Raw genomic sequence first — 21,364 nt, forward strand, 5'->3', positions numbered from 1 at the left:
TATCATGAGGGGGCACAATCATACTCGTCATTGGGAGTTTTCTTCCTCAGTAATAAAACTCCCAATGACGACCAATTAGATTGCTACTTTAACAATAGAAGTTTCACATAAAGCATAGAAATGCACTTTTCTCTTACTCAGATACATCTCTTAATTTTTTTACTTCACAGATTTTACCCTATCTAGTATTTTCATAATTAACTCGCCCACGATGTCAGCTTGATGTAGTAAAAACATATGACCACCATTAACTGTTAGAAAATAAACCTCATTGCCCCATTCTACCCAATTCTTAGCCCCTTTTACTGTATAATTAGAGTCTGTTGTTCCACTAATAATATATAGGGGCGCTTTCAACAATGTTGTGTCATCATTTATATAATTCTCAATGGCACGAAAGTCTGATCGAATAACTGGAAGGATATAGTTTAAAAGCTCCTGATGTTGTAATACTTCATCCGGTAATCCTCCCAAAGACTTTATATAATCTATAAAGTCTTTATCATCTAAATGATTTGTTTTTCTTCTTATTTCCGGTGGATTCATAGCAGAGATAATAACATTTTTAGGGTTTATACCCTTACTTTCTAAAATTTGAGCCATACGGTGAACTATAATTCCTCCCATGCTATGGCCAAATAATGTAACCTCTCCCTCTAAAATTGGTTGCATCTCCATTAAATATAAATTAACAAGATCATCTATGTTATCAACTAGTGGAGAAAGATTAGGACCATGGCCTGGAGGATCAAATGAAATAAGTTTTATATCTTTCGGTAAATAATTCTTTAAAGATAAAAAAGAATTCGAATAGCCCCCAGCATAAGGAACACAAACCAAATATTTGTTACTATTCAATCCTGGCGATAAATCTTTCATTAATTTTCTCAAGTGACTTCTCCTTTATTAAATAAAATTTTCATCAAATAGTTGTTTAATCAAACAAATTATCAATTTCTTCATCACTAAGGTTTAAGGTTTCAAAATCTGATGAAGTAAATTCTTTTGTTTGCATTTGACAACAGGATTGGATATATGTCTGTAGTCGTTCTAGATAATCTGAAAATAAATTTTCTACAAAATTCTTTTGAAAATGACTTGTACTAAATGTCACATGAATTTCTAAGCTTTTATTCTTAACCATGGCCACAATATCCAATAATGCAGTAATATGATTATCTTTTGATTGTTCACTGCCACTTTGATAATCAACAATAGTAAACCATCCATCCCCGAGAGAATTATCTATCTCTCCTAAATAGTTAAAACGAATTATATTTTGAGTTAAATCTTTGCAAGAAGGAAACTTCTCTTTAAGAATTCCATATCCAATTCCCTTATTAGGTCTTTTACGAACCTCTTCTTTAACACTCTTTATTTGATTAGCAATATTATGCGAAACTTGTAATACAATAGGATACATCGTTGTAAACCACCCTACTGTACGTGAAATATCAAGATGCTCAAATAATTCCTCTCGACCATGACCTTCTAACTCAAATTTAATTTGATCTTGGTTTGTATATTTACCTAAATTTTCTGTCAACACAGCAAGTAACAACTCCATTGGTTGTGTATTGTAAGGCACATTTGCAGTAGTTAATAGTTTTCTTGTATCATCTGCATTCAATGTAAAGGTAAGAGTAGTACAACTTTCAACAGTACTATTTTCTTTTTCTCTATTAATTTGAAAATTATTATCTAGCATGTTATCTATGGATTCCCAATAATCTAATTCAGCACGTACTAAATTAACTCCTCGACTATTTAAAGCTTCAGACCAATCTTGGAAAGAGTTAGTTTTTAATGGTAGCGATGGAACTTCTCCTAAATACAAGCTATTCAAACATCGGTTTGCATCTTCAATTAAAATACGCCAGGACACAGCATCAACAATAAGGTGGTGTGCAGTTAATAATAACAACTGTTGATCATTTGAAAGCTGGAATAAGGCCCCTTTAAATAATGGTCCTACATTCAAATTTAAACTTCCTTTTAACTCTTCACCTTTTATATGAACCTGATTCAAAGCCATTTCAATTGGAATTTCAGACAAATCAAACATGGTAACCTTAGAATCAACAATGGACATATCTTCGTCATAATAGAAGTAATCCTGCTTATCCTCATACCTTAACCGTAACAAATCATGATGATGCATGATCGTATTTAACATCTTATTAACATATTCTTCTTTAACCGGCTTCTTCAAAGACAGTAATACCGATTGATTCCAATGATGCGGGTTCTTAAACTGTTGATTAAGGAACCAACGCATAATAGGAGTAGGCTCTACCTTTCCTGTTACCAATGTTTGTGAGACTGTAACATCTTTTTGTTTAACTAACATTGCTGCCAATTCACTTACAACTGGATAATTTAGTACATCTTTAACTCTAACTTTCCATCCCAGTTCTTGTAATCTAGCGCTCACTTGGATCGCTTTAATAGAATCTCCACCTAAATGATAAAAATTACTATGCAATTCGATTCTATCAGTCTGTAATATTTCCTTGAGAACTTCACTAACCATTGCAGTAACATCTTCATCTACTTCTTCTAAATGAGTATGATTAGAACCGTTATTTAACATCGGATCTGGCAACGCTTGACGATCTACCTTTCCATTAATAGTAAGCGGTAGCTGATCCATATAGATAAAAAATGAAGGAATCATATAACTTGGTAGCATATGCGAAATAAAATTGCGTATTTCTATATTTTGAACACTGTCTTTCAAAACAATGTAAGCAACTAGATGATTTGAATTATCCTCACCTTGCCAATTCACCACTACTACATCTTTAACAGACTTGTGTTGTAACAGTGCATTCTCAACTTCCCCTATTTCAATACGATATCCTTTAACTTTCACTTGAGAATCCATCCGTCCTTGATACTCAATTAATCCATTTGGCAACATGACAGCTAAGTCACCACTTCGATACATCTTCTCACTCGAAATAAATGGATTGGATAAAAAACGTTGCGCTGTTAAATCCGGACGATTTAAATAACCTTTAGCTACCCCATCACCCGATATATAAATTTCTCCTTTTACACCAATAGGAACCGGCTGAAGATTCTTATCCAATAAATATATTTGAACATTATCAGCTGGTGTACCAATTGGTACGGATGCTCTTCGATCTAGATCTGGATCATAACGATGAATCATACATCCAACCACAGTTTCAGTTGGTCCATATTCATTAATTATTTCAACTTTACCGCTAAAAAGATCATATATCTTTTCGGCGACTGAGGTTTTCAAATCCTCTCCACCCACAATCAATCTGCGAAGAGATGAAACTTTTGGGGGTGAATAGTTATTTAACAATGCTAAATGTGAAGGCGTAACTTTCAACACTGTTACTACATTTTCCTTGAGTATTTTTGACAAAATAAACTCATCTTCATTAACATGATATATTACTAACAATAAACCACTTATTAAAGGAGTGAATATTGAAGTTACTGTTAAATCAAAAGAAACGGATGAATATAATGCAAAAACATCATTTTCACTACTAATATAGTTCTTTTTAGCCCAGGAAATATAGTTAACCAATCCACGTTGAGTGATTACAGTTCCTTTAGGATTCCCCGTGGTTCCAGAGGTATAAATTATATATATTGGATCATTTGGTGCATTTACTAGGTTTAGATTGGCATTATCTCCTTCATAAAGTTTCTGATCACATATATTAATTTTCTCACCTAAATATTCTAAATTACCCTCATTTGTATAGTCAGTTAAAAGTAATGTTGTGCCGCTATCATTCAAAATATAACGAATTCGGTCCTCTGGGTAGGAAGGATCTATAGGCAAATATGTACCTCCAGCCTTAATAACTCCCCAAATTGCAATTACTATCTCAAGTGAATGTTTAGCTAGTATACCCACGACTTGACCATTTTTGATTCCTTTTTCTCGTAACTTTCTTGCTAACTGATTAGATTTCTTATTTAATTCAAGATAAGTCATTGATCTATCAGCATGTTGAATTGCTATTTTTTCTGGTGTCTGTTTTACTTGTTCTTCAAATAATTCTTGAATAGTTTTTTCTTTCGGATACACAACAGCTGTATTGTTAAATTTCTCTAACATAAACTTTTGCTCATCATCCGATAACAAAGATAATTCTTTTATCGATTGATCTTCATTACGTAAAACTTGTTCTACTAAAGCTAAAAACCTCTCATGCATACAATTGATTTGATCTTCTTCAAAATCCGCGACTTTATAATCATATTGAATTTCTAAACCTTCATCTGCCCATTCCTTAATAACTAACTGCAATGAATAGGCTTGGTAACCACTGTAAAACTCCACGTTTTCTAAAGAAAATCCATCAATAGTATTTTTAAGTTTTGTATTATAGTAATTCACACTATATTGAAATAAACCATCGTATCCTTTACTAGTCAATTGCAAGTCTTTTACCAATAAGTTATAAGGATAACGCTGGTGAAATAGACATTGTTTTATTTCATGATTTACTCTTTTAATGAAAGATAGAACACTCTCATCTTCATCCACATTTAACCGTAACGGCATTGTGCTAGTAAACATACCTACTATTTTCTTTTCTAGTACACCGGAACGATTTAGTACAGGAGATCCAATGATTATGTCTGATTGATCATACATTTTATGAATATAAATAAGCATAAAGGTTGAAAATAATGTATTCATAGATATTCTATGTTTTTGTATAAAAGACTGTAGAGCAACCGATTTTTCTTTTTCAATTAAAAATATCTTTCGTTTCCCTTCTAGAGAATGAGATGTTTTTGATAAAAAGAAATCTGGCAGATTCATAAATTTCTCATTCCAATAATTCTTATTTTTTACGTATCGAGGGGATTCCAGATATTTCTCCTCTGCTTGTAAATAAGACAGATAAGTAGATTCAACCGTATCATTTATATGCTCATCATTCTTTAACTTAGAGTAAAAATCGATAATTTGACTCGTCATAAGTTGGATTGTCCAACCATCAGCTATAATATGATGAAACTTAACAAAATAGGAGCTTTCTACATCACTTATTTTCAAGAGCACAAATTCAAACAGAGGGCCTCCTTCAAGTGGAATTTGTTTTTGAAATTCATCCTGGGCCCATTTTCTAGCTTCTAAACTTGGATTATGATGATTAGAAAAATCAATTAAACATATTGGTGTAGGTTCAAATGGTGATATATATTGGTGGGGTTCTCTATGTTGTTGAAAAATCCGTAGACGTAAACCATCATTTTTCTTAATGAATAAATGAATTGCTTTTTCTAGAATTGTAAAATTAATTTCCCCATTAATAAGAACCATCCCTCCGATGTTATACATAGATGTGTTTGGATAAATTTGTTCATTATACCAAACTCTTTTTTGTGGGTGCGTAAGAGAATGTTTTACAATTGTTTGTTGCATATTTCCACTTCCCCTCTATCCACATCCGTTGGTGTTTCCGGAAATTGTATATTAATATAGTGAGGATAAGGATTTATATTCTCAAGATTATGTTCTAAAATTAATATTCCATTTTCGTTGCTAGTTTCCTTAAATCCAGCTAATCGGTACGTAACAAACATCATACGGTTACGGTCAGTCTGTCGAAACTCAGCCAAAAAGCGTTTACCTGCCTGTTTTGTTCTTTCCATTAGATATGTGAGGAGTATAGTACCAACGCCACGGGACATTACACGACAAGACATGAGAAGAAGTTTTAGGCAGTCGGCTTCCTCCGTCCTTTTTACAAGTGTTAAACCAATCTTCCCATAGGAGCCATATTTATCTGATAACTCACAAACTAATAATAAATAATCTGGATGATTACGATAATAGTTTAATTCATCATAATCATAGGTAATACCAGTCGAATTTAATTGATTCGTACGTACTGTTAACTCCTCTGCACGCTGCAAATCTTCCTCACGAGCCTCACTAATCACAAAATTCATCCCAAGTGAAGCTAAAAATTCTTCTTTTGGGCCTTCATATTCTTCTTCATCCTTCGTTCTCTTAAGATTTTCTAAATACATCAGTCTTCGACGACCTGAATCTTCTGTAATTCTTTTTGGTTGTAGTCGTGGCAAGTCTAATAACGACTTATATTCATTTACATGTATACACAGAATATCATTATGAACACTCTGTACCTCTTCTAATTCAAAAGGTTGGTCATCAATGAACGCAAAAGTATCAATACCTATGTTTAAATTTTTTCTAATTTTCTCAATGGAACTAGATTTAGAGTTCCAATGAATCTCCGGATATAAAAAATACTCTTCTATTCCAAATTCCCGTAATTTAGCTATTGCATCTTCGTAGTTATTTTTACTAGCAACTGATTGCAGTATTCCACGTCGATCTAATTCACATATAATTTCATAAATTCCAGGTTTTAAAGTAACTGTACCACTCTCTAATAAAACACCATCCCAAATTGTACAATCTAAGTCCCAAACAACACATTTAATTTCCTTACTCATGATAATGCCTCCTTTGTTTTATTCATTTTCACAGTTCCCATCTCCATCACTATAAGGTTATCTGCCAAATGAAAATATTGATCGTCGTGAGTAATAGCAATAATACATTTACCCTTCGCTCGCATTTGAGGTAACAATTCTTCATAAAAGAAGCGTCTATAACCAGGATCTTGATCCGCTGCCCATTCATCAAATAAAAGTATAGGTCGATCTTCCAAATACGTAACCAGCAATGCCAACCTTTTCTTTTGTCCAGTTGATAGTTGCGTAGTAGTAAAGTGCCCATCCTCAATGCCAACCTTGTCACTCAGTTGGAGAAGTTCTAAATAATGATCGATTTCTGCTTTCATTCCTTCTGTATTAATTCCATATAGCCTATCAAAAACATGAAAATCACTCAGGATAGCTGAATAGTATTGATTCAATTCCTCTGGAGCTATTTCTTTTCCATTTAATAAAACGTTACCTTCATTAGGTTCATATAACCCAGTAATCAGTTTTGATAAAGTAGATTTTCCACTCCCATTACCACCAGCAATAAAGACTATTTCTCCAGAATTAAACTCCATGTCTATCGGACCAATACCAAAACCAGTAAAATCTCCATCTTTATTCTTATACTTATAACTTACATTTTGTAGCTGCAAACAAATTGGCACATCTAAGTACTCTTTTGTTGTCGCGATTTGCTCATTTGCCTTTATATGATCTACACTCTTCACCATTTGTTGAATACGTTGCCAAGAAATACGTACATTTACGAGCTGAGGGATACCGCCCAGTATTTCATTAACTGGACCTGTCATATACAGAAAAACGATTACATAGTTACTTATCGTCTCTTTCGGCATATTAACAAAAATTTCTGGAAATACGAAAACTACAATACCAATAACAAAAATGAATAATAGTTCTCCGAGAACAAACACATTTGCAAATTTAATATCTCCTATCGTTCGTTTAACACGATAGTTATTACAGCTTTCATTCATAACTTCTCGAAAATCGTTTCGTTTTCCAGTATGAAGCCTAAGCTCTTTGAAACCATGCCTTAGATCACCAATCAAACGAAAATATACATTCTGAATATCTCTTGTTTCATTCCAAACTTTATCTGCTTGTCGTCCGATCAAAGAATATACCCCTGCAGTAATAAAGATGATACACAAGGATAGTAAAAAGGCATACATATTCATTACACCAAGATAGAGAAAACAAAATAGTAACGTTAATAAACTTGTTCCAGCAGTAACTAATAGATTGAGAGAACGAGAGATAACTTCCGTATCGTTATTTAATGTCGCCTCTATTCGGCCCTTCTCAATCAATTCCAATTTGTAATAAGGAGTCTGTAACAACTTATCTGTTAATTCCATCCTTTTTTCATAAACTAGCTCGTTTGTATACGATACAATGCTAGTTCTAATAATACGTTGTGAAAAGACATACATAACGATTCCAAGTACAAAGTAAAACAACAAGCCATTTTCCAAATTATTTGATCTAACAAACGTTTCATTAATCACAAAAATGAGAAAGGCATTACCAAATCCTGATATTAATCCCAAAACAATTAAAGTCAAAAGCGACTTTCCCTTTTGTCTTGGAAAACAAAGATTTAAGAATGTATGGATAACATAGGCCAAACCCACCCCAGCAATTGCATATATTGCAAGTACAACAGTTGAAGGAGCCCAAACTTTTATAAATGCCCACGGAAGCCCTCCAAACAAGAGATTTGGTAGTTGATAAAGTGCATAAATCATTAGCCCATATATCGCAACAACTAATACCATATGTAACCATGTTTTTCCCGTTGGTAATATAAACTTTCTTTTTCTAAAAATAATCTCCCTGATTAAATGAAATAACATGACCAATAACGTTAGTAAACACAAAGATGAGATCACAAATAAGGCTGTTCCTATTTGATCCGTTTTCTTATATTCATCATAGAGTAACGGTTTAAATTCTTTATCTATCATCATATTTAAAAGACTGCTACCGATATAGTAAGTGTAATTACTATTCAGATTTGCTAATACTACGACCCCTATCTGTTCCTCATCACGGAAACCAATATACGATGAATAATTTGGGTTACTTCCACCATGTGAAATTTCCCCTCCACCACTTTGATAGACCTCCCATCCAGCTGCATATGAAGCTCCATTGCTATCTGGGGCAACCTTTCTATTCGCTTTATGAGAATCGTTAATCAATTCCTCCGGAAACATCCTAGGCTTTTCAACCCCAAGCTGTAATTTTAACCATCTTTCCATATCATTTATATTTGAAATAAAATATCCAGCCGGTGTATTCCCCCTATAATTAGGAGCGTCATAGGGTAATGATTGTAAGAAATTACGCTTGTAACCTTGGGCCATGTTATCTAATGGGGCCATCTCACGTCCAGCGTATGTACTCAATAAATCCAACTTTGATAGCACATGATCTTGAACATATCTTTCAAATGATTGATTAGTTGCCTTCTCGATTACTAAGCCTAATAGATCGTAGTTAACCGTAGAATATTCAAAACTGCTACCCGGCTCTCGGTTTAGTCCTATTGGCATAACATTTCTAATCGTTTTCTCAATAGAATCTTTGCCATTGGTTATAGGAATATATCCAATGGCCTTTTCCGGTATTCCACTAGTATGGTGTAATAAGTCATAAAGTGTAATTTCATAAGGTTTGCCTTTATACTCCATTTCAAACCATGAAACATATTTAGTTAAAGAATCACTAAGTTTAATTTTCCCTTCTTTTTCTAGCTGCAATACAGCTAATGCCGTAAAAGCTTTTGAAGTAGAACCTAGCTCGAAAAGCGTCTCATTCGTAACTTGACGTTTTTTGTCTGTATTGGCATAGCCATAATTCTTCTTATAAATCGTTTCGTTTCCTTTTACAATTACTACTGAAAGTCCAGGAATACCCGCTTGAGATATTTGTTCTTCTATATGCTTCTGTATTTTCTTCTCATTAACCTGTACCGTTTCCTGTGCTTCCACCTGTCGATAAGGGAGTACTATTAAAGTCATTAAAATGATAAACTTCAACCATATGTTTAACTTCATATTTTTAGCCCTCTTTTAGTTAACTTGGATTAACTTTTCAATTTTCTTTTTAAATGGTTGCACAACATTTTGACCAATACGTTCAATTTCATGCTCACTAATCTGAGAAGTAATAAGAAAATAATTTGCCCCTATTTCCCAAAAATCAGTTAACGTCGAGATGACTTCCTCATAGCTACCAACAATAGAAATTGAATTAGATGGGTTAACTAAACTTAGACCTCCCCAAAGATGATCATCTATCCACATACTATCTTTTGTAATTAAATCTTTGTATCGGCGAAGTCCAACAGAATCTGCATTATCTAAAAATAGCTTAGTCATCCGCTTTAAGGCTGCTGGTGTTCTCTCAAGTAATTCATATGCTTCTTCATATGCTTCTTCCGAAGTCTCACGAGCAATGATGTCTACTAAAATAGCACATGGAATTTTCTCGCGCCCATATTGCTTAGCGTAATTATTAACTGTTTGATAGTGTTCTCTAAGACTTTTGCGATCTGTTGCATAAAGTATATAAGCATCACCATACTCTGCAGCTACTCTCATTGCCTCCTCGGAGGACCCCGCTACAAAGTAGCGGGCACTTCGAGATAGATCTTCCTTTGGATAAATATCACTATTTTCTACTTGATAAAACTCACCTTTATAGCTAGTTACTCCTCGTCTTAATTGTTGTAACAGCTCAATATATTCTTTTGTCCTAGCATATCGAACATGGTGCGGTTCTGGTAATCCATCACGCGCAAGGACAAGCGAGGCACTTCCAGTTACAATGTTAATATCTGCACGATTACCAATTAAACTATTTAAAGTATTCAATGCTTTTGCTGTTACGGTAGGAAGCATCTGGTTTGTATTTTGCGCAACCAAAATCTTTACAAACTCCGTATTCATTCCAATCATAGACGCTGCTATCATTGGATCAACAGATGTTGGTGCAATGGAAACCAATACCGAGTCAAAGTTATTCTTCTCAGCTCTTTTAGCTTGATTAACATATTCCTCTAGAAGTTCTTTTGTTTGTGGTGTTGGAATAACAGGTAATCCCCAGCAAAACTCAACTTTTGACGGAACTACTTCTTTATTAATCATGTTGTTCCCCTCCCTTTACTACTTTCTACTTTTTAAAGCAGATAATGTATTTTTCATAACCGATTTCGCTTTCAATAACTCTTTTTTATTTGTTAAATTGTTATTTACTTCTTGATTACTTAAATATTTAGCAAGAGATTTAATTGACGTATGCTCATAAAGAACAACTATAGGTAAGTCTCGTTTAAAGGCCTCTTTTAATTTCACATTAATACGAACAAGATCTAAAGAACTCATTCCTAGATCGAAGAAATTATCGTAAATTCCTATTTCTTCGATTCCAAACATATCTTTTAATAATTCGTATAATTGTTGTTCAATTTCATTAGTTGGTGGTCTATACGTCGTGGAAACATCTGAACGATTCTGCTTTAATCTATTCTTACTTCCTTTTTCCAATAGTTCATTATAATAGTTGGCACCATTTAAAATTTTCCAATGTAAATCTATTGGAGAAACCACGACTTGTTGTTGATTTCTATTGATAATACTACGGAATACTTTTAAACCCTCTTCTACAGTTACACCATCATGTAATACACTTTCCATATCCATATTAAATTGCTTTGCCCATATTTCAGCCGACTTAAGTGACATACCCACCTCTTGCCAATCTGGCCAGTTAATAGCTACAGTGAACACTCCATCATGAGCCCGCTTATAAAACGCAAATGCATCTAAAAATTCATTCGCTGCATTATAACCACTCTGACCAAATTTCATATGATACGCCACATTACCAATTGATGAACATAGTACGAAGAAATCAATTGGTTCATCTTTTAATAAAGCATCGAGTACTAGTGTACCTTTAATTTTCGGAGCTAAAATTTTATTATTAGATTCTTTTTCACGATTCATCATAATACCTAGATAATCAGCGACACCTGCTGCATGAATTACACCATTAATAGAACCAAAACGAGATTTAGCCTTTTCAATTGCCTGTTTCATATCATCTTGATTGGAAACATCAGAACTTAGGATCATGTATTCTGCACCTTGAGACTCCATTGTCAACAAATCAGAAATAACTCGGCTTATACGCTCGTCTTTATTTTCTAGGTACTGTTCCCATTGATTACGAGGTGGGAACTCTGAGCGGCCAATCAATATAAGTTTGACATTTGGTACTCTATTAGCTAAATCTTTTGCAATTTCAAATCCAATTCCACCAAGTCCACCAGTAATTAAATAGACGCCACCCTCTCGTAATCTATCAATTTCTACATCTTCTTCCTCAAAAGGACTTTGAATAATCGTTTGCGCCCATCGATGACGTCCTCGATAAGCTACAACTATATCAGTAGAATCCACAAAACTCTCCATTAAACCCGCTTCTTCAAACATTTGTTGAGAATCTGTATCCATATCAATGGTACGACATTTTATATTTTGAAACTCAAGATTACATATTTTTGAAAAGCCTAGAATTGTAGCTTGCTCTGGCTTTAAGTTCAGCTCTGTACCTGTAACTTCAAACATACGGTCAGTAAAAATGTTTAACTGTAATGCTCCCTCATAATTAATTTTCCCAATTGCTTGTGCAATATAAAGTAACGAATAATATCCTTCATCCATTGATCGTTCAATTCTCTCTTGATCGAGAATAACCTCATTAACTGGATTAAAACTCCAAGCATGTATAATCTTATTTGGTAATAAATCTTTTTGTTCTAATTCTGAAAATAGCATTTCATAATGCATTTTTTGAGATGGACATATCGTATATAAACCGTCTGATTTTTCAGAGAAAATACCACCTGTTTTAACTTCAATTACATCATGACCTTCTCTTTTTAATTTTTCTATCAGTTGATTGAATCGATTTAGATGATCATTGAAAATAAGCCATTTATATTTTTGTTCTTTCTTTATTTGTATAGATTTTAATGTTTTGCGCTCCCAAGACGGCAAATAAAACCAGTCTTTAATATTAGCCTGTTTAGTATGGCCTCTTGTTTCCTGAGTTAAACTCTGAGATTGAGTATTAAAAAATGGATCAGCTGTAAATCGTTTTTTCATGAAAGGATACGTTGGTAAATCTAATAACCTTTTATTCTCACTGTTATTAAAAGTATTCCAATTTATAGTTCCACCTTGCATCCATAACCGTCCCATTTGCTTGCATAAATGCTCGAAGTCATTTGATTTATCCAGAGGATGACGTAACATGTTTAAAGCCAATTGATCTTTACTTCTATTTAAATGTTTTAATACAAAAGTTGATAATGCATTACCTGGGCCAATCTCAAGGCAAATTACATTTTTTAAATGAAAAATTTCAGATAATCCCTTTGAAAATTGAACAGTACTTCGTAGATGCTGTGCCCAATAAGAAGGTGATGTGGCTTGATTTGCTGTAATCATTTCACCTGTAACATTAGATATATAAGGTATTTTAGGACTTGATAATTTTATATTTCCTACAGCTTGCTCAAATGCATCTAGAACTTCATCCATCATTCGAGAATGGAAAGCATGCGAAGTAAATAGACGCGTTGTCTTTACTCCATGATTTAAAAGTAATTCCTCAATCTTATTGATTGAAAGTACAGTACCAGAAATTACTGAATGTTGAGAGGAATTTACAGCTGCTATATCTACATCATCTGTTATATAGGTTTTTAATTCTTCAACAGATAAATTTACACTTAGCATAGCGCCTTCTGGTACGCTATTCATTAACTTCCCTCTAATCATTACTAAATGTAATGCATCTTCATAAGACATTACTTCTGCTAAACAAGCTGCTACAAACTCACCAATACTATGGCCAAACATGACCCTTGGATAAACTCCCCAATTTATTAGAAGCTTGGCTAATGCATATTCAATAGTGAATAGTAGAGGTTGCGTCATTGAAGTTCTATTTAGCTGTTCAGTTGCTTTATCCTCTGTCTCCTTTGTAGGATACAAAATATTTTTCATGTCTATATTTAACCAATTTGAGAGTAAAGCTAAACCTTGATCAACGTGTTCACGAAATACAGGTTCATTTTCATATAAATCTCTACCCATATTGATATACTGTGATCCTTGCCCTGAAAAAAGAAAGGCTAAAGGTCTACTCTCTATTACGTTTGTTTTCTCTAGTCCCGTATCACCAAGTTTTTCTATGGCATCCTCTATTCCATTAACAACTACAGCAGTTCTATATGGAAATTCACGACGACCTTTTTGTAATGTATAAGCTGTATCAGATAGTGATATCTCTGAATTCCCCTTCAAATGCAATAATAGATCGTTAGTAGCTTTATCTAAGGATTCCTCTGTTTTTGCTGAAACAGTTAATAAGTTCCAAGATTGTTTTTCAAAATTCTTAGCATTGTCAGGAACAGACTCTAACACTATATGTGCATTAGTTCCACCCATCCCAAACGAACTAACACCCGCTCTTCTAACCTCTTCTTTCCATGGGATAAGTTCCGTATTTACACGAAACGGATTTTTTCCAAAATCAATGCTAGGGTTTGGGTTATTATAATGAAGGCTCGGCGGAATTTTCTTGTTTTTCAAAGCTAAGACCGTCTTTATAAATCCTCCAACTCCTGCTGCAGCATCTAAATGTCCAATGTTCGTCTTCACTGATCCAATTAAAACTCTACCTGGTTCTTGCTTACCAAAAGCTAACTTCAATGCTTCTACTTCTATAGGATCACCTAGTTGCGTACCAGTCCCATGAGTTTCTATATATGAGATTTCTTCAGGCTTAACACCAGCTATTTCATGAGCCGATTTTATAACAGCAGCTTGTCCATCAACCCCTGGTGCTGTAAATCCAGCCTTATTGGATCCATCATTGTTTACTGCAGCTCCTTTAATAACTCCATATATTAAATTTCCATCTCGAAGAGCGTCCTCCAACCTTTTCAGTACTACAATGCCAGCACCATTTCCACCCACTGTTCCTTGAGCATCCTTATCAAAAGCTCGACAATGACCATCTGGTGAGAAAATCATACCATCTTCATATAAATATCCTGTTTTTGTTGGATAAGTTATACTTACTCCCCCGGCCAAAGCTATATCGCATCGTCCATCAATAAGATCTGCCCATGCGTTTTGAATAGCAACTAAGGAGGTAGAACAAGCTGTTTGTACTGTAATCGCTGGTCCTTTTAGATTTAATTTATAGGCCAATCGAGTAGCAAAGAAATCTTTTTCGTTTAACAACATTGCTTGGAAATCTTCTAATGTATTTGAAGATTCACTAGCAATAGAACGAAGCCAGTGGAAATTTGGTGATCCTCCAACATAAACTCCTGTATTCATATGAGAAGAATTAACCTCACCTGCTTGTTCTAGTGCCTCCCATGCGCATTCATGAAGTATTCGCAGTTGTGGATCCATCATTTCAGCTTCTTTTAGACTGTAATCAAAAAATTCATTATCGAATGCATCTACATCTTCTAAATACCCTTTAGATTTTATATAATTAGTTTTTTGAATCACTTCTTTTGGTATGCCCATCTCACTAAGTTCTTCATCTGTAAATGTACGAATGGATTCTATCCCTTGTTCTAAATTTGACCAGAATTTCTTAAGATTAGAAGCGCCTGGCATACGAGCCGCCATACCAACCACTGCTACATCATTTTTATTCATAGATAAAAAATTTTCTTTCTTAACTTCTTTAGGTTGGTGTTCCATAGCATTATCACTTCTAAAGTAGGAAGCTTGATCATGAACCGTTGGGTATCGGAATAACATAGGCATTGTAAGTTCTTTTTCAAACTTGCTTCGTAAACGAGAAAACAATCGAACCATTTTTAAGGAGTTCCCTCCAACATCAAAGAAATTATCATACAACCCTACTTTTTCTACCCCCAAAACTTCCTTCCAAACATCAGCTACCGTTGTTTCAAGCTCATCTAGTAAATCATTTGGTTGTACTAACTTAGTAGGCTTAGGTAAAGCACGACGATTAACTTTTCCATTCGTAGTTAATGGCATTTCACTTAAAAGTACAAAATACATAGGTATCATATACGAAGGTATTTTGTCAGTAAGATAATAACGTAATTCATTTTGAGATATATCTTGATCAGTTAGTATATAAGCACACAGTTCTTGTTCCTCTCCAAAAGCAATAGATAAAACTACCGCTTCCTTCACATCCGCATGCTGTTGTAAATGATGTTCTATTTCTCCTGTTTCAATTCGATAACCACGTATCTTCACTTGATGATCACTACGACCTATATACTCCATTTCGCCATTTTCAAGAATACGGACTAAATCTCCTGATCTATATAATCTTTCACTTGGATTATAAGGATTCTGTATAAAACGTTCACTGTTTAGTTCAGGACGATTTAGATATCCCCGCGCAACTCCATATCCTCCAACATAAAGTTCCCCTTGCATTCCCTTAGGTGTAGGATTCATATGTTTGTCAAATACATAGCACGAATACGTAGGAAGAGGCACGCCTATAGCACTAAGATTACTGTGCATTTCTTTTTCTCCAATTTCCTTATAAGTAACATGTACTGTCGTCTCAGTTATTCCATACATATTTACTATGACCGTATTAGGTGAACGCTTAAACCAACTTTGCAGTAAACCTGGCTTCAGCATTTCCCCTCCAAATGTAATTAACCTAATTTTAAAAGCAAGTTTAGGCATCTCTTCAACTACTTGTTGAAAAACATAGAATGCAGATGGAGTTTGATTCAATACCGTTACTCCCTCATCTGCAATCAACTGGGCAAGTTTATACGTATCACGGATTGTTTCTTTTGTTGCCAGTACAAGACGTCCACCATAAGTAAGTGATCCAAATATCTCCCAAACTGACATATCAAAACAGAAAGAATGAAATAGTAACCACACATCATCACTAGAGAATTTAAAACTATTTGGTTGATGCATGACAAGTTGTATTACATTACTATGTTCAATCATAACCCCTTTAGGACGTCCTGTTGTTCCAGAAGTATAAATAACATATGCTAAATTATTTGGGGCAACATCTACTCTCTCGAAATCTTGCATAGGTGTCTCATTGAGTTCTTCAATAAAAAGCATTGTGCTATCAAATTTAACTTTATCCTCAAATAAATTTGAGGTTATTATTACATTTGAACCACTATCTTGAAGAATAAAATCAATTCGTTCCTGAGGATAATCAGGATCAATTGGAACATAAGCCCCACCTGCCTTTAAAATACCAAGTAGGGAGATAATCATATTAAATGAGTAATCCAACATTACAGCTACTGGAGAATCTAAAGTTACACCTTCTTTTAGAAGAGCAAATGCCAATTTATCCGCACGCTCATTCAACTCTCCATAAGTCATCTCACTATTCTCAAATGTAAGTGCCACTCTTTCAGGATTCTTTTCAGCTTGCATCTCAATTAATTGATGAAGTGTTGTGTGTGGGAATGTAGCACTTTGATTTTGACCACCTTGAAGTAATAACTTTTCTTCTGCCTCATCTAACATTTTAAGAGTTTGTATTGGTTGTCCTTCATCTAAAAGCATTGAATCTAATAGCTTTATAAAATGATTAGTTATACTGGTAATAATGGATTCATCAAATACATCTTCAGGCCACATCATTGCAAGTTTAATAGAATCGAAACACTCTATTGAGACAGTTAAATCATAGTTGGTCATTTCATTTACTTCATAACCTGAAATTCTTACACCTTCATCAATTTCTTTCAGCTTTTCTATATCAAGAGGGTAATTCTCAACTACCATAATAGTGTCAAATGACACGTTTAAATCAACAATTGGAGTCGTTTCATATTCAGTTCTTCTTTGGACATCACTTTGAATTCTTTGTAAAAGATCTGAAACAGTCATTCTCCCATCAGCACTTACACGAAGTGGTGGTGTATTTATAAATAAACCTACCATTTCACTCAGACCATGCATTGGAATTGAACGACCAGATACTGTTGTACCGAATATTACGTCCTCTGAATTTTTGTATCTTTGTAATAATAGACCCCAGGCTGTATAAAATAATGTAGCCAATGTTACACCTTGATTACTTGCAAAACTTCGGAATCTATCACTTCGCTCTTTATCTATCTCTTTTACATATGTTTTTGCTTTTTTTAGTTCATTAGAATTCTTATTGGATAAATTTATTTGTTCAGTTAATTCATTTAAATATTGTTCCCAAAAAAGCTTTTGTTTTGATTTATCTTGTTTTTGTTGCCATAGTATATATTCTTTAAATTTCTTTTTATTTATAGATGATGGTACCTCTCCCTTTATTAACTCTCGATATACCTTAATAAACTCTTGTAAAATAATACTATTACTCCAACCATCAAACAAAATATGATGATGACGTAAAACCATTTCATATTCGCCTTCGTTCAAATGGCACAGTTCGATAGAAAAGGGAACTGTTTGTAAATCAAAGCTTTCTGTATTATTAGAGACTTTACCATCACTATATATAATCTTCGGAGTATGCTTTTTTAGTATAAGTTGTACAGGTTGTTTAACTTTTTCCCATCGAAAAATTGTACGTAGCATTTCATTTTCCCGCGTCACATAATTCCACGCCTCTTCAAACTTTGGAATATTAATTTTTCCAGTTAAGCAAAGTCGAAGTTCTTCATGATATAGCTTTCCTTCGGGTTCTTTCAAATAATGATAAAGAATACCTTCCTGCACTGGTGTAAGGGCAATTACATCTTCAATATCTTCTTTATGAATCTTTACTGCTTTCCTCATTAACAGAACCTCCTACAAGTGTGGTATGGTGTGAATATTTATCGGAACCTAATAAGGCAAGTGCTTTTCTATCTATCTTTCCGCTATCCGTTAATGGCATTTCATTTACACGTACAAAACGGTTAGGTATCATATAATCTGGTAAAAATAAGCGAAGATATTTTTTTAACTTCTCTAACTCAATATCATTTTCTGACTCATAGAAAGCTATTAACTTAACTACCATCTCAGATTCTTGTCTTACAATTACCGCACATTGTAAAACTCCTTCACAAGACATTAAACACGATTCTATTTCCCCTAACTCAATACGAAGTCCATTAACTTTAACTTGAAAATCAATCCTTCCATGAAACTCAATATTCCCATCCGATCTTATTAAAGCTAAGTCACCGGTTTTATATATACGGGTATCAAGGGAATATTGTACAAACTTTTCTGCCGTTAATTGCGGCCTATTTACATATCCACGTGCTAATCCTATACCTGAGATACATAATTCTCCTATATGACCTTCCGGAAGTTTATTACCATATTTATCAACAACAAACATCTCAATATTCCTAATTGGTCGCCCTATTGGAACGCTCCCTTCTGTAATCTCTTGTGTCGGACAATCATAAGCAGTCACATCAATGGTTGCTTCAGTAGGTCCGTACAGATTAGTGAGAAGTGTACCATTAAAGAAATTTAGTAGCTTGTTAAAACGGTTTACATGTTGAGACAGTAATGCCTCACCACTAACAAATACTTGTTTCAACGATTTTATTCGGTTAGTTTCACCTGTCACATCAAGATAGTGTAAAAATGCACTTAACATAGATGGTACAAAATGCATAATTGTCACGTCATTACTTTCAGTTGTCTCAATAATGGCCTGTGGAAACTTCTCCATCCCTGGCGCAAGAATACATACTCTGGCTCCAACTATGGCCCACCAGAACATCTCCCATACGGATACATCAAATGTATAAGGGGTCTTTTGTAAAATAGTATCCTTTGAACTAATTGGATAAGCCTCTTGCATCCACTCAATTCGATTTATTAAGGCCAAATGCTCAATCATAACACCTTTAGGTTTCCCGGTTGAACCGGAAGTGTATATTACATACACAAGATCAGAGGGTTTGTTAATACACTCTAGATTTTCACTCTTTCCTTCATAGGAAATCGAATCTAAAGCCAACATATCAACTTTCAAACTATCTTGAAAACGATGTAGGATTTGCTTTTGCGTCAGTATTAATTTAGCACCGCTATCTTCTATAATGAATTGTAATCGTGATGATGGATGATTTGGGGAAAGCGGCAGATATGCTCCGCCCGCCTTTAATATCCCGAAAATTCCGACAACCATTTCGATAGATCTCTCTACCATAATACCTACAACTGTATCTGGTCCAACTCCACCTTCACGTAAAAGACGAGCCAATTGGTTACTTTTTTCATTTAATTCCTTATAAGTTAATGTTTCCTTTTTAAAAATAACAGCAACCTCATCTGGCGTACGGACTACTTGTTCTTCAAACAGCTTCTGTATACATGTACTCATCCGGGTTGTATCACTCCTTTAGTTACAGGTATTTTTTCAATGGCGCGTTTTGCTTTTTTAGCAAATCCCTTACCAAGTAATAGCTGATGAATCTGATTACTCCCCTCAACGATCTCCATTGTTTTAGAATCTCTAAAACACCTTGATATTGAATAATTATCATTACAACCAAGTGCTCCCATAATCTGTACAGCATTCGTAGAATGCCTTGTACCTGAGCGCGATGCAAAATATTTTGCAATCATAATCTTTTCAGTAGCATCAGCTCGATGTTCATTTTTGGCCTTACAAGCTTCTAAACTAAGGAGTATAGAAGCTTCTAAATCTACTCCCATATCCGTAACCATATGTGAAATCATGCCATGATCAATTAGAGAGTTACCAAATGCGCTTCTATGTAATACATGATTCCCACAGATTTCTAAACAAGTACGTAATACACCAAGAGCAGCAAAGGCAATTGAAATACGTCCAAATTCTAAAGCATATGGTGCAAGGTAAGTAAAAGCAAATCCTGGTCTACCAATGATATTTTCTAAAGGTATTTCTACATTATTGAATTCAATTTCTGCCAAATATGCAGCTTTAAATCCAAGCATGTCTCTTATATGAGTAACATTTACTCCCACACTATCTTTTGGTACTAGACAGGCAATTGGTTGTTCACCATTTAGTTTTCCAAATACCAAAAACACATCAGCAGCTGCACCAAAAGTAATCCACTTCTTCACTCCATTAAGTATTAATTTATCCCCGTGTTGATCGAAGTTCGTTTTAATCATATTTAAATCTGATCCTGCTCCAGGTTCAGTAAGAGCTAATGCAGCTATTTGATTACCAGATGCAAGTAATGGTAACCACTGATTTTTTTGATTTTCTGTTCCCCATTTTAAAATCGTTTCTGTTACCATCGTATGGACATTAAATAATCCCGAAAGAGAGACACTACCTCTTGCTATGGCTTCAGTAAATAACCCATACGTTATATAATCCCATTCTAATCCATCATACTCCGCTGGAAGCGTTCCACCTAAATAACCATTTTTAGCACAAGTCTTTATTATTTCTGATGGAATGCCTTGTTCAATCTCCCAACTATTAGCATGAGGTTCTATATATTCACAAACAAAATCCAAAAAATTCTGATACATTTTATATTGAGATGGCTCTAAATATTGTTTCATGTCCATTACCGAACCATTTGCTTATTTCTTATAAAATTACCAATAGAATTTACAGACTTATAGTTATCCATATCTAAGTCATCCATAGTTACCTTTATGGCAAATTCTTTTTCAAGAAAAGTCATCAATTGGATTGCAAATAAAGAATTAACTAATCCTTCCTCAAAAATCTCAGTATCATCATTAAATTCAATACCTACATGATCTTGAATATACATATGAATAATTTGTTCTAAATTTTTATCTTGCATTTTATA

General features: G+C 34.2%; 9 protein-coding genes. All 9 read right to left on the reverse strand.

The window, feature by feature from the left end; genetic code table 11:
- Positions 1 to 159: 159 nt before the first annotated feature.
- The 9 genes from HMPREF1014_RS24535 to HMPREF1014_RS24575 are packed head-to-tail and all read right to left on the reverse strand — an operon-like array spanning position 160 to position 21,358.
- On the reverse strand, positions 160 to 891 hold the full coding sequence (locus tag HMPREF1014_RS24535) for a thioesterase II family protein (protein ID WP_001228852.1): 732 nt from the start codon (positions 889 to 891) through the stop codon (positions 160 to 162).
- Positions 892 to 934: 43 nt separating this feature from the next.
- On the reverse strand, positions 935 to 5,431 hold the full coding sequence (locus tag HMPREF1014_RS24540) for a non-ribosomal peptide synthetase (protein ID WP_001187882.1): 4,497 nt from the start codon (positions 5,429 to 5,431) through the stop codon (positions 935 to 937).
- Positions 5,413 to 6,492: an HAD-IIIC family phosphatase gene (locus tag HMPREF1014_RS24545; protein WP_000031543.1), complete on the reverse strand. Its 1,080-nt coding sequence runs from the start codon at positions 6,490 to 6,492 to the stop codon at positions 5,413 to 5,415. Before HMPREF1014_RS24545 ends, HMPREF1014_RS24540 begins: the two co-directional genes overlap by 19 nt.
- Positions 6,489 to 9,572: a cyclic peptide export ABC transporter gene (locus tag HMPREF1014_RS24550; RefSeq protein ID WP_000773404.1), complete on the reverse strand. Its 3,084-nt coding sequence runs from the start codon at positions 9,570 to 9,572 to the stop codon at positions 6,489 to 6,491. Before HMPREF1014_RS24550 ends, HMPREF1014_RS24545 begins: the two co-directional genes overlap by 4 nt.
- Positions 9,573 to 9,587: 15 nt before the next feature.
- The gene (locus HMPREF1014_RS24555) at positions 9,588 to 10,664 is read right to left on the reverse strand and encodes an LLM class flavin-dependent oxidoreductase (protein ID WP_000608547.1); all 1,077 of its coding nucleotides are present in this window, start codon (positions 10,662 to 10,664) and stop codon (positions 9,588 to 9,590) included.
- Between the two features lie 18 nt (positions 10,665 to 10,682).
- Positions 10,683 to 18,371 (reverse strand): hybrid non-ribosomal peptide synthetase/type I polyketide synthase, encoded by a 7,689-nt coding sequence (locus HMPREF1014_RS24560; RefSeq protein WP_001224109.1) that lies wholly within the window; start codon positions 18,369 to 18,371, stop codon positions 10,683 to 10,685.
- Positions 18,346 to 19,923 carry a zwittermicin A synthase ZmaJ gene (gene zmaJ, locus HMPREF1014_RS24565; RefSeq protein WP_009327562.1) on the reverse strand — a complete coding sequence of 526 codons (1,578 nt, stop codon included), beginning with the start codon at positions 19,921 to 19,923 and terminating at the stop codon, positions 18,346 to 18,348. The genes HMPREF1014_RS24560 and zmaJ overlap by 26 nt, the downstream gene beginning before the upstream one ends.
- Positions 19,920 to 21,113: an acyl-CoA dehydrogenase family protein gene (locus HMPREF1014_RS24570; protein ID WP_000367334.1), complete on the reverse strand. Its 1,194-nt coding sequence runs from the start codon at positions 21,111 to 21,113 to the stop codon at positions 19,920 to 19,922. Before HMPREF1014_RS24570 ends, zmaJ begins: the two co-directional genes overlap by 4 nt.
- On the reverse strand, positions 21,113 to 21,358 hold the full coding sequence (locus HMPREF1014_RS24575) for an acyl carrier protein (protein ID WP_001152970.1): 246 nt from the start codon (positions 21,356 to 21,358) through the stop codon (positions 21,113 to 21,115). The genes HMPREF1014_RS24570 and HMPREF1014_RS24575 overlap by 1 nt, the downstream gene beginning before the upstream one ends.
- Between the last annotated feature and the right edge of the window lie 6 nt (positions 21,359 to 21,364).

This window comes from Bacillus sp. 7_6_55CFAA_CT2, assembly GCF_000238655.1.
GTDB lineage: Bacteria > Bacillota > Bacilli > Bacillales > Bacillaceae_G > Bacillus_A > Bacillus_A cereus.